The organism is Marinagarivorans cellulosilyticus (assembly GCF_021655555.1).
Taxonomy (GTDB): Bacteria; Pseudomonadota; Gammaproteobacteria; order Pseudomonadales; family Cellvibrionaceae; genus Marinagarivorans; species Marinagarivorans cellulosilyticus.
In genome coordinates, this window is sequence record NZ_AP023086.1 from 1392843 (window position 1) to 1406493 (window position 13651).

A 13651-nucleotide genomic window follows, 5' to 3' on the forward strand; every position below is an offset into this window, starting at 1 on the left:
CTTGTGAGGTTTATGTGCGGTGTGAACACCGGAGATTAAATACAGTTGGGTAAACAAATACCTAAATATTCATCATGATGGGCGTTGCGTCGCATATTAAAGCAATAACTATTCAGACGACAAGCAGACAAAGTCCATACAGGATGAGGGCGATGGCTTACATCAGAAGGTATGCTGATGCAGTTGCCAGCGGCCTGTTAAAAATAGTGTGTAATAGTGGGCCGGGGGCATGCTCTTGGCTACAAATGTTGTTGCACTTTGAGCTTCGCCGCCGCGCGTTTCCCACAAGCTTACAGCCGATTGAGTATGGCTAGCGCTCAGTAAATGGCCGTAGGCTTCGGCACTGTTCCCGTGCACTAACCAGCCATACTGCTCAATTTTGCTGGGTTGGTTATCTTCTTGTTCTATGGCGGGAGTCATATGCAACTGGTTTTCAATTTCATCCGCAGGCAGGCCGTTTTCTAGCACCGATAACGCCAGGTTTTCAACGGCATCAAACCAAGCGCTATTTTTTTGGAAGGCTGCAAAAATATTGCCGTGCTTTAATTGCGTTGCTATCACTAAAGGAAAGTAACGGCCAACACTGTCAACGCTGGGGCATAAAACCCCTAGCCATTGTTTGTCATCAAGCGCACCTTCACCAAAACCAAAGCGCCACAGCGGGCAAGTGAGATAGCTCGATAGCCAGTCATTACCTAGAGCGCCTTGGCTGCAAGAAATTGCGCCTTGTAGCCATTCGTCCATCGCATTCACAAATGGCTGCGGCAAGCCGCGTTCAATAAAGTCTCCGTGTGCAGGGACCTTGCCAAAAAAACCTAACGATTTATTCACAGGTCATTCCTTAAAGAGATTCTGGGCATTTAAAACGCGTAAATAGTGTCATATCTAAAGGGTCTTCGCCGCTATTGCTAACAAATTGATAAGTGGCTTCGTGCCCGTTTTGCTTGAAGGTAATCTTGCGTGCGCCAATTCTGCCTGAGGGGCTGTTTTTCATATCGGCAATTAAACGGTACCAAGCCCAGTCGCCATCGTATTGCATTTGATGGATGGCTTCGTCTAAGTCTTCAAACAAAATGCGCGCGCGCGTGGTTTCGCCCAGAGTCCAGCGAATATTCTTGGGCGTGCGAGGGCCATGCGAGTAAGACATCGGTGTGCCGCCAATTTCTAGTGTAAACAAGCGAACATTTGAAGACAGTTTGGACGGGGTCACTTGTAGTTGTGCCGATGCAACATCACCACCGCTAAAGAAGGCCTTGCGAATACTTTGTACGCGTTCTAGTTGGCGCAAGGTTGACGAACTAATGGGGAATGTCATGCCATCGACGGTTTTGAGTGTCCAGCGGCGTTGATCGATCAGGTCGGTTAAATACTGGTCGAAAAACATTTGTAGCGAGCCACTATTGCCAAAGAAGTCATTAAAGGCCATTGCGTGGGTATCTAGGCTACTTGATGGCGTGAAGGGAAAGCGGTTATCAATGGTCTTTTGACATTCCGGCACGACTTGGTAACGCCAAGCGCGATCGAGATGGCGTTTACTGTAGCCCACCAGTAATTGCCAAGAGTTGCGTGACAGGTTGTTCAGCCAGCCACTTAAAGGCCTTGGTGCGTGCTTAGCTTTGAGTTGTAATTTGCGAATAGGGTCATCACTTTGCCCCATAAAACGTTTTTGTACGGCATTAAATGCAGCTTCGTCTGGATCGGGGCTAGCGCTAATGCCAAGCAGGTATTCGTTGAGCTCACCAATAACCGCAAGGTAGTCGTCTAGTGGTGCCGGTGCACGTTCACTTTTTACGGTAAGTGCGTGAATTTCGGTGAATTGCTTTTCAACTAGGTTGCGCTGTTGTTTATCGTTCCAAGCGCCTGCAACTTTTGATTTTGCCGAGCGTGCAACCTGCGCAATAGAAACTTTCGGTTTGGCGCCGACCATGCCAACCCTAACATTTTCATCTTGTACGCCATCGATGATGTTAGTGAATTTGGTATTTTCACTGGTAATTTCAATAATGGCTTTTAGCGGTGATGAAGCAGGGTTTGATAGCTCATACAGCTGGTCGGATAGCTGATTGAGGTTGGTCGCCTCATTAAAGCTTAAGCCATTCATTAACGTTTGCCACTGACTAGCATAGTCGGTGAGATATAAGCGTTCTAACTGCTCGGCAACTTCCAGTTTTTGTTTTTCTGACAAGCTTTGTTGTTCTGCGCCCCAGATCCAGTGTTGGTTAAAGTAACCGTCAGCCAGTGGTGATTCGGTCGATAAATCAATTTTGTCAAAACCCGACTTCATAAACGCAGCAGGCATTTTAAACAGTGGTGATTGATTTGAGATACCAAATAGTAAATAAGTATCGCCGCCAATTTGGCGGTATAAATCTACCGGCTGAGAAAATTGTGGTGTTGTTTTGATTGCGTCATACAAACGCAAAGCCGGTGGGATTTGCAGGGCTTTTTGACGAGCTTTAGCAACGGTAAGCTCATCCATTGTTAGTTCTGTTGACAGTGGCTCGGTTAGCAATTGTTTAAGATGTTCTAACCATTGCAGCAGCTGTTCATCTGTTGCCGGCAAGTGGCTAATGGCGTAATCCTGTGCAAAGGCAATAATGTGTTCGTTGTCTTGGTGTTCTGGATTAAACAGCATTAAGTAGGTTTTTAATGTGCTAAGCAACCTCGCGTCATCAGCCGGTATTGTGCGCAATTCGCGGGTTAATAATTTGGCAAAGTAAGGGAGTAGAAGTGTATTAAGCTTGGTTTGGTAAAGAGCATCGGCGGCTTCGTCGACGCCGTCACTATATAGCCCTAGGCCGGTTAAATACGATTGTTCGCTTTGGTTGTACACATTGCTGGCTTTGCGTAGGGGGTTAAGTGCAGCTAGGAGCTGCTCGATGCCTTGGCCTGCATTTTTTTCGGCTTGGTCGTGTTCTTTGACTGCGGCATCTACGGTATTCAGCAGGGATTTATTTTGCCCAACGGCGGTTGTCCACACGGTTATAGAGCCGACAATGGCAGCGAATATCGCGGCAATAGCGCCTCTTCGCCCCCATTTAATAAAACGCTCAACGCGGACGTTACTGCCCACCAATTCTGATTCCGGAAAGATGACGTCTTTGAATAGTGTATAAACAAAAAAGCTTTTGCCTGTATTTTCTTGAGCGCTGGCTGAAGTTTTAACATTAAAGGCAGAATTCATATGCGCCATCATTCGGTCGATGGGCATGCCTTCTTGGGTTCCGCTGGATAAATATACCCCGCGCAGAAGCGGTGTGGTACCAAAGCGGTTAGCTGAAAACGTTTGATAAATGAATTCGTGTAACGGCTCGCTTAGCTCGGCCATGCGTTGTGGGAAGTTTTGAATGCGTGACTTTCGCGCCACGATGCGCTCGTTGTTTACCAAGCTTAAGACGCGTTGATTAAGACGCTTAATTAATAAACTGAATTCGTGGCGGAACATGCTGGCTGGTTGTTCAGCGGTAAGGGATAGCGTCATGCCCCAAACTTGGTTGCGTTCTGATTTCGATAAGCCGGCAAAAAATTCACTGAAGCCCGCGATTAAATCGGCTTTGGTTAACATCATGTAAACCGGGGCGCGAATGCCTAGGTGGTTTTGAATTTCATCGATACGGGTGCGCAGTGTTTTGGCCTGCAGTTGGCGTTGCTCGGGCGTACTTAGTAGTAGATCTTGTAAGCTTACCGTTAATAGAATGCCATTTATTGGGCGTCTATTTCGGAATTTTTTCAGTAAATCGAGGAAGGTCGTCCAAGAGGATTGGTCCACCACTTTGTGGCTGTCCTGGGTGGTGTAGCGCCCTGCGGTATCGATAAGAATGGCTTCGTTGGTAAACCACCAGTCACAGTTACGGGTACCGCCTACGCCTTTTAATTTGTGCTCGCCTGTAGCATCGGCAAGTGGGAATTCCAAACCCGAATTGACCAGTGCGGTTGTTTTTCCTGAACCTGGCGGGCCAATAATAATGTACCAAGGGAGTTGGTACAGGCTACGGGTATTGCCAAAAAAGGAAGAGCGAGAAACCTGTAGCTTTTGTAGTGCATCTTGAAATCGGCCGTTAAGTTCGTCCGCTTCCATCATAGACTTTTCGTCGCTGGCCGATAGGCCGTCGTCGTCAGCTTGCTGCTCGATACTGTTAAAAAGTTGCTTGTTTTGGCTACGCTCGAACAATGCGCGGCTAATCATCCACGTTAGCCAAATAATCCACGCGAGTACAATAATGATAATGCGGTGAGTACTGCTGAGACTGGCGTTATCCTCCCCAAATTTAACAAAGTCACCGACTAGCCAAATAAAGAAAGAAAAAGCGATTAAACCAATAATGCCGATAACCCATTTATTGGTAATAAATTTAAAAAACGATTTCATACAAGTATCCGTGAAAAGCGAGCAGTGGCTTCCTGGTTTTACGTTTTAGCGACGAGGCGATGGTTGTGCGTTAGTCGATAAGCTTTCGTGTCTTGTTCGATTGCTGGCTGTCGAGCATCTCGGTTTCTATGGTTTGATTAACCGGTACGCTGGATTGGTACAGCCAATAACGAAAACCGCTAAAGCTCATAACCAAAATAGCAAGCCCAATACAAACGATGACCCACAGCGGGATGTATTTCGCTAAGCCGGGTTTAGTATTAGTTGTTGTCTGCCAATTGGGGGATAAATCGCTTTCGAAGTCTGGGCGGTGCGCGCGCAAGGTGGCATAAAGGTTATCTTGAATTTGTTCTAATTCGGCCTTGCCGCTGCGGTTGAAGCGATATTTTCCCATAAAGCCCAAGCTAAAGCAGTGAAAGAAAAGCTCTAGTATTTCGATGTTTTGCCCGGGTGCTTCCATCATTTTTTGCAGTATTACAAACGATTTTTCGCCGCCGGAGGTTTCTTTGTGAAACAAGCTTAATAACGAGTGCTGGCTCCAGCCGCTTTGGCTGCCCCAAGGGGTGTTGAGCACGACTTCGTCCAGTGCGGAACACAATAAATAGCGTGCTGCGAGTAAAGTATTTTGCGAAACCCCAACATTGCTTGCGGTGCGTTCGAAGTTTTTAATCTCTTCGGTAATGTGTTTGTGCAAATTGGGCACGTTATCGTGATGGGGCGTCGCTTGCAGATTAGCAATCAGCGATAGCAACGTTAACGCAGCCGAAGGCAGTGAGTTTGCTTCGGCTTTCGGTGCATCGCTGTGCTGATGCGACGGCGTAACAATATTGGGTGCTGGATTATGGGCGGGACCACTCGATTGTGCGCCGCCTGGCACTACTGTGGCAGCGCCGGGGCGAGGAACCAATACCGTGTGGTTTTGACCGCTATTATTGTGAAAAGGGCTGTCGCTCATAAATTAGTACCTTATTGCCCATAGTTCCATTTCGAGGCCGGGGAATTCTGCACCGACATGCACAGCAAAACCACCAGAGCGTTGCATGCTTTGCCAAAGATCACCAAAGCGCTCTATTTCGAAATAAACGTAATCTGTGTGATACGGAATTTGGCGTGGCGCTACTGGCAGTGTGCGCATTTGTAAGCCTGGCGTTTGCGAGGAGATTAATTCGCGAATGGCTTCAACCGGCGCCACTTTGGCCTGTGAGGGGAAGCGACTACGCAAGATTTCTGTTGGCATACTGGCTTTAGCTGCCAGCACGAAGCTCGCCGTGCGAATCAGCGAAGGATCTGTGACTGGGGCGACATGAATGCCGTATTTGCGCTCGGTCAGGTTAAGCGCAATAGCTGACTGCTCAAGCACGGTACTGAGCGATTGGCGCAACGACTGGAATAATTCGGCAAAGCTTTGTTGTAAATTATTGTGTTGATAGCGCGGTGTTGGATCGGGGCGCTTGGTTTTGCTCGAAAAGGTAGCAAGTTCACCGGCTAGCTGGAGCAGTTCGCCAAAAAGCTGCAGTGGGTGGACTTGGTGGCGTGTGCGCAAGTGCTCTAAAAAAGGCTCTGAGCGGTTAATTATTTGCAGTAATAAATAGTCGGCAATTTCAGATGAGTTACTGCGGCCCGAATCGCTTAAGCGGCTGCCTAATGCATCGCCGCGTTGTTTTAGTAGGCCGATAACCTCTTCGAGGTAGGCTGATAATTGCGTAGACGAACTGCAGAACATGGTTGGCGGAATAAAATTAGGGTCTAACTTAACGGGGTTGCCTGCGGTGTATTCTAATATTTTGGCAATGCCAATGGTGCTGTAGCCGCTTAAGTCATCGTTGCCAAGCTTTAAGCAAGTGCGCAGTTTCCCCACTTGAATACGCACGGGCTCGGTGGCGGTGGATGTGCTATCGCGAACATCAAAGTTAAACATTTGATGGCGCGCGCTTGGCGCTTCGTCGCTGTCGGCAATGGAATCCTGCGTGCCCGGGCGGCGCAGTGGTAAGCATAAATACACAATGGTGTCGCGGGTATTTTCTGGGATGCTGTAAATGTCTGGTAGTGTTTGCGAGTCGGGCGCGTTAATCACGGTTTGATCAGAAAATACGCCGCGAATGCTCGTCACAGACACTTTACCCAGCGGCAGAAGTTCGCTGTCGATGGCGATATCTTGAATGCCCCACAGATGTTCTTGGCTGAGGGTTAGGGCATTTTTAAGCAGTTGGTCTATGTAGCGATCTTGCTGCTGGAAATGCTGCGGGCGGAGGAACATGCCCTCTGACCAAATCACTTTATTATCAAACGACATCGAGTCTGTCCTTACGGTTTGTCTGTTGGGGTTGCCTGCGTGGCTTATGTGTCGCTGCAGAGCGCAAATTAGCGCTCAACGCGTGATACCGAGGCTTTGCTTAAGCTAACCTCGTATTTGTTATTGCTGTGCGGAATAATCTCCAGGGCCAATAGCGGTTTTGCGTTCGTGTAGTTAGAAAACTCGGCCATAATACCGATAAAACGTGTGCCGTCGGGAAGTTTAATCACTTCTTGGCGAACTTCTCCTGGCGCTAATTCTTTGAGTGTTACTACCCCAAGCAAATTGTCACCTAAACGATTATCGGCGCCTTCGTATAAGCTTAAAAAATCGGCGCGCTTAAAGCGGCGGTCGTCGGTAAGTTTAAAAACTTTTACAACAACAGGCGAGGCGCGATTGTCGGCATCTGGGTTAACGTCTCTTTCGGTATAGATATCTAGTGTTGCAATGGTTTCGAGATCTAAGGCTTTACGCGAAGTTTGACACGAGGCTAAAAAGACTCCCATCAATATGAGAGCAATAAGTTTAACGTTAATCCAGTGTGGGTTTTTAGGGTGTCTCATAATCAAGCCTTTTGTTTCGCTAAAATGATATCTGTCAGTAGAGGTTTTAACCTGGGTGTTTTTACTGCCCGCTAGACTGAGGGGCGCGCACCATTCGCTGACTTTTTAATTCGGCCAGTCGTTGTTCATAATGCTTGGCAAATGTTTGGCCAAAAAGCTGGTTGTAGGTGGCTTCTCGATCGCCAGTTAAGCGCTGGTAGTGGTTCTTGAAGGCTTCCCAATTTGCTGCGCGCTTATTACCTAATAAGCCGCCTTTGGTATTAAACAGGGCTTCTAGCTTAGTGGGGCTAAACTGTTTGAACATATGATCGTAGGCCGCTTGCATGCCTGCCATAACGGCGATTTGGTGGTCTGATAAATCGTCAAAACTATCGTCGATGGCTTCGTCGGGCGCCATAAAAGAGGTGCTGCGGCTTTCGCTAAATAATACGCCCACTGCGTCATCAGAGGTGACAGAAAATTTCAGCGGGTTGTTGTCTTGTGCTTGCAAGGTGGTGTGTTGTACTCGCAATTCATTTTTTATATTGGTTCGGGCTTTGATCAGCTCCATTAAGCGGCTGACGGTATTTCTGATAATTTTGGCGCCCAAGGTTTTAAGCTCTTGTTCGGGCAGCTGTGTTTTGGGGTTAACCCCTAAGTGGCGCCCGAAGCTATCGGAGGTGTCTGTTGCTGTTTGGCGGATAGCCGCAGCTGAGCTTGGTGTTTCGGTGGGAAAGGCCGGTTCGATTTGCATGCTGTCAGCTGGCGCCGCAGGCGTGCTATCGAAACCTAGAACATCATCAATATTGCTGGCATCAATGTTTTGATGGGAGCCGGCAAAGGCATCTTTGGTCGCCGCTGGTGCGGCTGGCGCAAATGTTGGTGCGGCGCTAGGTCTGGGTGTTGGAGATGGTGTTGGAACTTGTGTAGGTATCGCTGGTGCCGGCGGCGCTTCGCTCACAGGGTTAACATGTATGTGAGCAGATGAGGCCGGTGATGGGCTGATGGCGCTTTCACCTTTCCACCACTCGTCGTCTTCCCAGGCGCTGGGGCTTGGGGCTGATAAGTCTTCTTTGGGTTCTTTACTGCCGTCGACGGGATTACCGAAAATATCGCGCTCGGGTTCATCAAAGTTGTCGCCACCTAGGGCTTCAACAGGGCATACCTCGCCTTTACTTTTTTCTGCCACGGTTCCCCAGCCGGCCATGCCAGCAGCTGGTGGTGTGCTAGCCGTTGTGGCGGGTGTGTTTGCACTAGTTGAGGGGCTGCTTAGCCAGTCGTCCAGTGAGTCGCTGGCCGGTGCTGCAACGCTGTCGGCAAAAGCATCTTTCGGTGTGGCAAAGCCATCGCTAGTGGCTGCTGCAGGAAATGCCGGAGTAGGGCTTAGAGCCGGAGCGTTGCTAAGAAAGTCTGCACTGCCCAAGCCTTTAGGCAGTGCCGCCATTTCGCCGTTGCTTAGTGCGACAGATAACTGGAAGCGACCGCACTGAATAAGGTCGCCATTGCTGAGTGCCAGCGGTGCTCCATCGCCTTTGGGCGCGGCACTGCCATTAACTTCCGTACCGTTTTTACTAACATCGACAAGGCAAAATTGCCCGCCTTGGTACTGAATGGATGCGTGCTGTGATGACACCACGCGATCGGGGCACGGGAGGTGGCAAGCGCTGGTTTCGGCGCGCCCAATGGTGCCGCCCGCTGTTGTGAGTACATATTGTTGGTCTTGTGAATTCGTGCCTGGCGGAGCCTGCACCACGGTTAATACCAATTCCATCAAAGCCTCATTACCTGCCGAAAGTTAAAGATTGTTGCTACGAGCTGTGGGTGTAACACTGTCATTGTACGCCCGCAAAAAACGAGAGTACCACGTCCCTAAAGTGAGCTGTGCGCCATTCTAGCCGAATGCGCCACTATTGAGAATGCGTTTGCAGGTTGATCCTGTGTGAGATATTGACTACAGCCAGAGTACTTGAGGTCGCAAGGCTGCTCGGCATGTGAAAAGTGGTGTTTTCTTTTGTTGTGATGGCTAAGTGTGACGGGGTTGGTATTTTGTTGTTGGTGGATTGAAGACTTATTTTGATCTTAGTGTTAATGCCCTCACAGGGTGAGGAAAAACAGGCTTTGCCTAGATTGACTAAATATCGAATTCTTTCATTATGAATGCATAGTTTCCAAAGGTGTTACAGCCTTCGCTTCTGTTCGGTCATTTCAAGCCCGTCCAGCCCATTTTTAAGATGAGAAGTTTGGAGTTTATTTTGGAGTTTATATTGGCGTTTATATTGGAGAGTTACGATGCTTAGAAGTTTATCGTTATGTTTGGCAGCAAGCCTACTGGTTGCCTGTACTGGCGGGCCAGAAACTGAGTCTAGTTCGCAGGCTGTGGATAGCTCAGCGGTGGTAACTAGTAGTTCGCAAGTTACTATATCCAGTGCTCCAATATCCAGTGCTCCAATTGAGAGTTCGTCGAGCGTCGCGGTTTCTAGTTCATCAGCCTCATCTCAAGCAACTGTATTTGTTGGCAATGCTATTGATGGCGCTAAGGCTTATGTTGATGAAACTTGTGCGGGCTGCCACGCCAAAAATGATGATGGCAGTTTTGGTGTGAGTAAGTCCGGCATACTTTATAAATTCATTGTTGGCCAGTTCGATAGCCCAGGTTACTTGGCAGGTAATTACGAAGATAGCGAAGCTGGCTTGGCTCGATATATTCACGAGGTAATGCCTTATAACTCAGAGGGTGATTGTGAAGACCAATGCGCTGCCGACATTGCGGCTTACCTATGGCAGTTTAGCGGTTTAGATATTGAAGAAGCTTCCTTAACATGCGAAACCGATGACCCTGTTTATTACGGTCAGCGAAGCTTGAAGGTGCTGACCTCGTTTGAATACGAAAACTCTGTTCGCGCGCTGTTTAAAGCGCCTATTGATGACGCTTTATTAGCAGTTGATGGTGATTCGAACGTTGCCAATATGCCTAATCACAGCAAGGTGACAGTTGCTTACGCGCGTATGGAAACTTACCACCAAAACGCCTCTAAAATTGCCGATTGGGCAGCGGCGAATCAAAATGCTTGGCCTTTCTCGTGTGCAGATACGCAATCTGCGCAGTGCGCAAATTCATTTGTGAATGATTTTGCCTATTTGGCTTTTCGTCGTCCATTAACCGCGCAAGAGCGTGAGCGTTATAGCCAGATGATTACCAGTAGCGACTCTGGTTTGCGCTGGGCTTTCCACTCAGTATTAATGAGCCCGCAGTTTTTGTATCGCTCTGAGTTGGGTGTTCAAGTAGGCATTGCTAAAAACGATCCTAACTTTTTAACTGGTGGCGATAACGGCGCAAACTCAGGCGCAGGCAGTGCAGAGGGTTATAGCTTTGGTGCTGGTGCCGTGACTGTTAACGGTGCAGATTTTGCCACTAAAGGCGACGGTGTGGCGCTGGATGGCTTTGGTTACAACATGTACACCAACGGTACTTCTAGCCAACAATTTAATTTCCCTGATCCAGCGCTGGTATCGATTACGGTTAAAGCAAACGATATGGATATGATGTGGCCTTTAATGGAGGTGAGTGTTGGTCAAACTATGGTGGCTGCCGAAATGGTCGAAAGCTATGATCAAGTGACTTACAAGTACTTAGTAACTGGTGTAAATGGTAATCAGAACCTGTCAATTGCGTTTAACAATGATGGCGGTCGTGAACCTTACGGTACACCAGGTAATGATATTGATTTGCACATAGGTGATGTCACCGTTGGTGCTGCAGTGATGGCTGATGATAGCGATCCTATTGTGGTTGAGCAGGGCGATCCATTATTGCTAGCTGACGAAAACGCTTATGTTTTAGATCCTTTCGAGTATGCCTCGGCTTTGGCTTACATCTATACCGGTGCAGGCCCTGACCGTGAACTATTGGATGCCGCAGGCAACGGTGACTTGAACGATAGCTCTAAGTTAAGTGTTCAAATTGATCGCATGCTAGATTCCGCACTGGGTCGTGAGCAGGTGGGTCGTTTTGCCGGTGTGTGGTTGCGTACCGATCGCGTGACATCTAAGCAGCGTGATGCAGCGGTATTAACCGACCAAGTAAAAGCCTCTATGGCGCAAGAAGTGAGAGAACTTTATAGCCACTTTTTCTATGGCAATGATCCATTCTCTGGTTTCTATAAGGGTGATGTGGCCATGTTGGATCAGACGTTGTCTGACTACTATGGTGTACCAGGCGGTGGTGCTCAGCATATGCAGTTTGCACCGGTAGATACCAGTACATCCGATGAGCGTGGCGGTGTATTAACCACGGGCGCATTTATGGTGGTCAATGCCCACGATGATCGTACTTCGCCTATCCATCGTGCGGTTCATGTGCGCCAAGATATGTTATGTCACAACATTCCGTTGCCAACAGCCGGTGCTTTGCAGCAAGAGCGTGATGCGGCGGTTGCCCGCGCGCAAGAGCGTGAAGCCGAAGGCGATTTGAGTACTTGGGAGTTCTACAATATTCAAACCAACTACCTGCCTGGTACCGATGATCCAACCACAGACGCTTGTGAGAGCTGTCATGCTGAGATTATTAACCCGTTAGCCATGATGGAAGATTACGACAATATGGGCCGCTTCCGTACTACGCAAAAAGGCTTGGGCCCCACGGGTGTTGAGGGTGTGGCCATTAAAACAACTGGTACGCTCTACGGGGTTACCGGTGTGAGTAATGATGAGCTAGCCGGTCAGCGCTTGCCATTGAGCGGCGGAGCCAAAGGCCTTTCTAAAGTGCTTGCAGGCTTGGATGGTGTTAACAGCTGTTTAATTGAAAAATCATTCCGCTTTTCAACGGCTACTTCAATTAACGTGGATTCACAGGTTAGCGGTGAAAACCCTCTTACCGTCGAGCAGCAAGATCACTTTGTGTGTGTTGCTGAAAATCTTAGATCAGAAATGGATGCCAATGATGGTAGCCCGCGCGCGATGTTGAAAGCGCTGGGTATGTCGGATGTCATTCGCTTTAGGAAGTAACAAATAGGCTGGGTTTACTCAGCCTCTTCTAAGCTTAAGACAATACATAAATTTATTTCTAGATTTTGACAGGTTGAATTATGAAAGACATTCGAGACATTAAAAAAACGCTTCCAGGCCACAAAGCGGACCGGATTATTCGAGTGCGTGAGCGCATGTCGCAGGCCAAGGCTAACTGGTTGGGTTATCAGCGTGAGCAAGAGCGCGCGCATGAAGAAAAGCGGCAATTTGTCGCCCGTGACCGACGTAACTTTTTATCGATGATAGCGAAAGCTGGTATTTCTATGCCGGTCTTACGCGCATCTTCATTATTGGCTGGTTTGATGGCGACTCGCCACGCCATGGCTGCAGGCCCAGAATTAAGAGTTGTGTATTGTTATATCAACAGTGGCGCGCGTAATGACCAATGGTTGCCGGCCAGTGCTAGCAATATGAATAATGTATCCCAACCTTACGCGGGCGTGGCTTCGGTTTGTCGCTTTCGTCAAGTAGATGCATTAATTGAAGGGCATGGTGCGGCGGCACATGCACTGGGCGGCATTAATAATAGTGGTGGCGCCTACGGTATTCCTACTTACGATCAGCGCATTGCTGAAGTCTTGGGCGGCACTACACCAATCCCTTACATCTATGCTGGTTCTGATGCCGGTTTGGGCGTGGATGCTGGGCCGAATACCATGGTGAGTACAACTGGGCCCTTTATCGATAGCCCTGCCGCGCTTTATGAAAAAGTGTTCAATTCAAAAATTGAAGTGGGTACTGACACAACTTACGAAAGCGCATTCGCCGCGCAATACGAAGCCATTACCTCGATCAAAAGTAAGCTTAGCAGCGAAGAGTTAATACGCCTTGAAGAGCACGAGCAGGCGCTCATGAAAATCGAAGAAAATATCCGTAAAGCTTCTGAAGCGGATCAGCCTGATCAAGCAAGTTGTAGCGCAACCTATACCGACGGCAACAACATTGTCGATAAAGGTAAGGCGCAGGCCGATATTATTGTGGCAGCCATGAAATGTGGTTTAACCAAAGTGGCAACTCTGCAGTTGGGTAATCACCAAGGTGCGTGGCGTGGGCACGATACGGCCTACCAGGGTGATGCGCATAACTCGTGTCACAGCTCTGGCCCTGAAACTAACGATGAAATGATGCGTTATATCCATCAGGTGCCAGCCTATTTCATTAAACGTTTAATGGATGAAGGTTTGATTAATACCACAGCGTTTGTACAAACAACCTGTATGGGTAACGGTCGAAACCACTCGACGCCTTGCGCGCCAGTAATGGTTGCCTCTGGCTTACCTGGTTTTAGTCGTGGATTCTCTTCGCAGGCTAACAACTCGTCTGTGGGCAATATTCGCGATTTTAACCGGACCATTCCAATGGGGATGGGCTTAAGTGGCGGCATGTTTGATGCGCCTAGTAATACCATTAATCTGCTTTAGA

The 13651-nt window shown here is 48.4% G+C and carries 8 protein-coding genes; 2 read left to right on the forward strand and 6 right to left on the reverse strand.

What is annotated here, in order from left to right; translation table 11 throughout:
* Positions 1-162: 162 nt before the first annotated feature.
* The 6 genes from tagF to tagH all read right to left on the reverse strand — a co-directional run bounded on the left by tagF (position 163) and on the right by tagH (position 8975).
* Complete coding sequence (gene tagF, locus MARGE09_RS05560; protein WP_236986356.1) at positions 163-831, reverse strand: type VI secretion system-associated protein TagF; 669 nt, start codon at positions 829-831, stop codon at positions 163-165.
* 10 nt (positions 832-841) lie between these two features.
* Positions 842-4369: a type VI secretion system membrane subunit TssM gene (gene tssM, locus MARGE09_RS05565; RefSeq protein ID WP_236986357.1), complete on the reverse strand. Its 3528-nt coding sequence runs from the start codon at positions 4367-4369 to the stop codon at positions 842-844.
* Positions 4370-4439: 70 nt separating this feature from the next.
* A complete protein-coding gene (gene icmH, locus MARGE09_RS05570) occupies positions 4440-5324 on the reverse strand; it encodes a type IVB secretion system protein IcmH/DotU (protein ID WP_236986358.1) in 885 nt (294 codons plus the stop codon).
* 3 nt (positions 5325-5327) lie between these two features.
* Positions 5328-6662, reverse strand: coding sequence for a type VI secretion system baseplate subunit TssK (tssK, locus tag MARGE09_RS05575; RefSeq protein ID WP_236986359.1), 1335 nt, complete (start codon positions 6660-6662; stop codon positions 5328-5330).
* 68 nt (positions 6663-6730) lie between these two features.
* Positions 6731-7225: a type VI secretion system lipoprotein TssJ gene (gene tssJ / locus MARGE09_RS05580; protein ID WP_236986360.1), complete on the reverse strand. Its 495-nt coding sequence runs from the start codon at positions 7223-7225 to the stop codon at positions 6731-6733.
* A 61-nt stretch (positions 7226-7286) separates the two neighbouring features.
* Entirely contained in the window at positions 7287-8975 is a 1689-nt protein-coding gene (tagH, locus tag MARGE09_RS05585; RefSeq protein ID WP_236986361.1) for a type VI secretion system-associated FHA domain protein TagH, read from the reverse strand.
* Between the two features lie 518 nt (positions 8976-9493).
* Between tagH and MARGE09_RS05590 the strand changes: the two genes are divergently transcribed.
* Positions 9494-12208 (forward strand): DUF1592 domain-containing protein, encoded by a 2715-nt coding sequence (locus MARGE09_RS05590; RefSeq protein ID WP_236986362.1) that lies wholly within the window; start codon positions 9494-9496, stop codon positions 12206-12208.
* An 80-nt stretch (positions 12209-12288) separates the two neighbouring features.
* Positions 12289-13650 carry a DUF1552 domain-containing protein gene (locus MARGE09_RS05595; RefSeq protein WP_236986363.1) on the forward strand — a complete coding sequence of 454 codons (1362 nt, stop codon included), beginning with the start codon at positions 12289-12291 and terminating at the stop codon, positions 13648-13650.
* The last annotated feature ends 1 nt before the right edge of the window (position 13651 follow it).

Excerpts from the sequence above, each read along its gene's own strand:
- tssK (WP_236986359.1), bottom strand. The coding sequence starts at position 6,662 with ATGTCGTTTGATAATAAAGTGATTTGGTCAGAGGGCATGTTCCTCCGC.
- tagH (WP_236986361.1), bottom strand. The coding sequence starts at position 8,975 with ATGGAATTGGTATTAACCGTGGTGCAGGCTCCGCCAGGCACGAATTCA.
- MARGE09_RS05590 (WP_236986362.1), top strand. The coding sequence starts at position 9,494 with ATGCTTAGAAGTTTATCGTTATGTTTGGCAGCAAGCCTACTGGTTGCC.
- tssM (WP_236986357.1), bottom strand. The coding sequence starts at position 4,369 with ATGAAATCGTTTTTTAAATTTATTACCAATAAATGGGTTATCGGCATT.
- MARGE09_RS05595 (WP_236986363.1), top strand. The coding sequence starts at position 12,289 with ATGAAAGACATTCGAGACATTAAAAAAACGCTTCCAGGCCACAAAGCG.
- tssJ (WP_236986360.1), bottom strand. The coding sequence starts at position 7,225 with ATGAGACACCCTAAAAACCCACACTGGATTAACGTTAAACTTATTGCT.
- icmH (WP_236986358.1), bottom strand. The coding sequence starts at position 5,324 with ATGAGCGACAGCCCTTTTCACAATAATAGCGGTCAAAACCACACGGTA.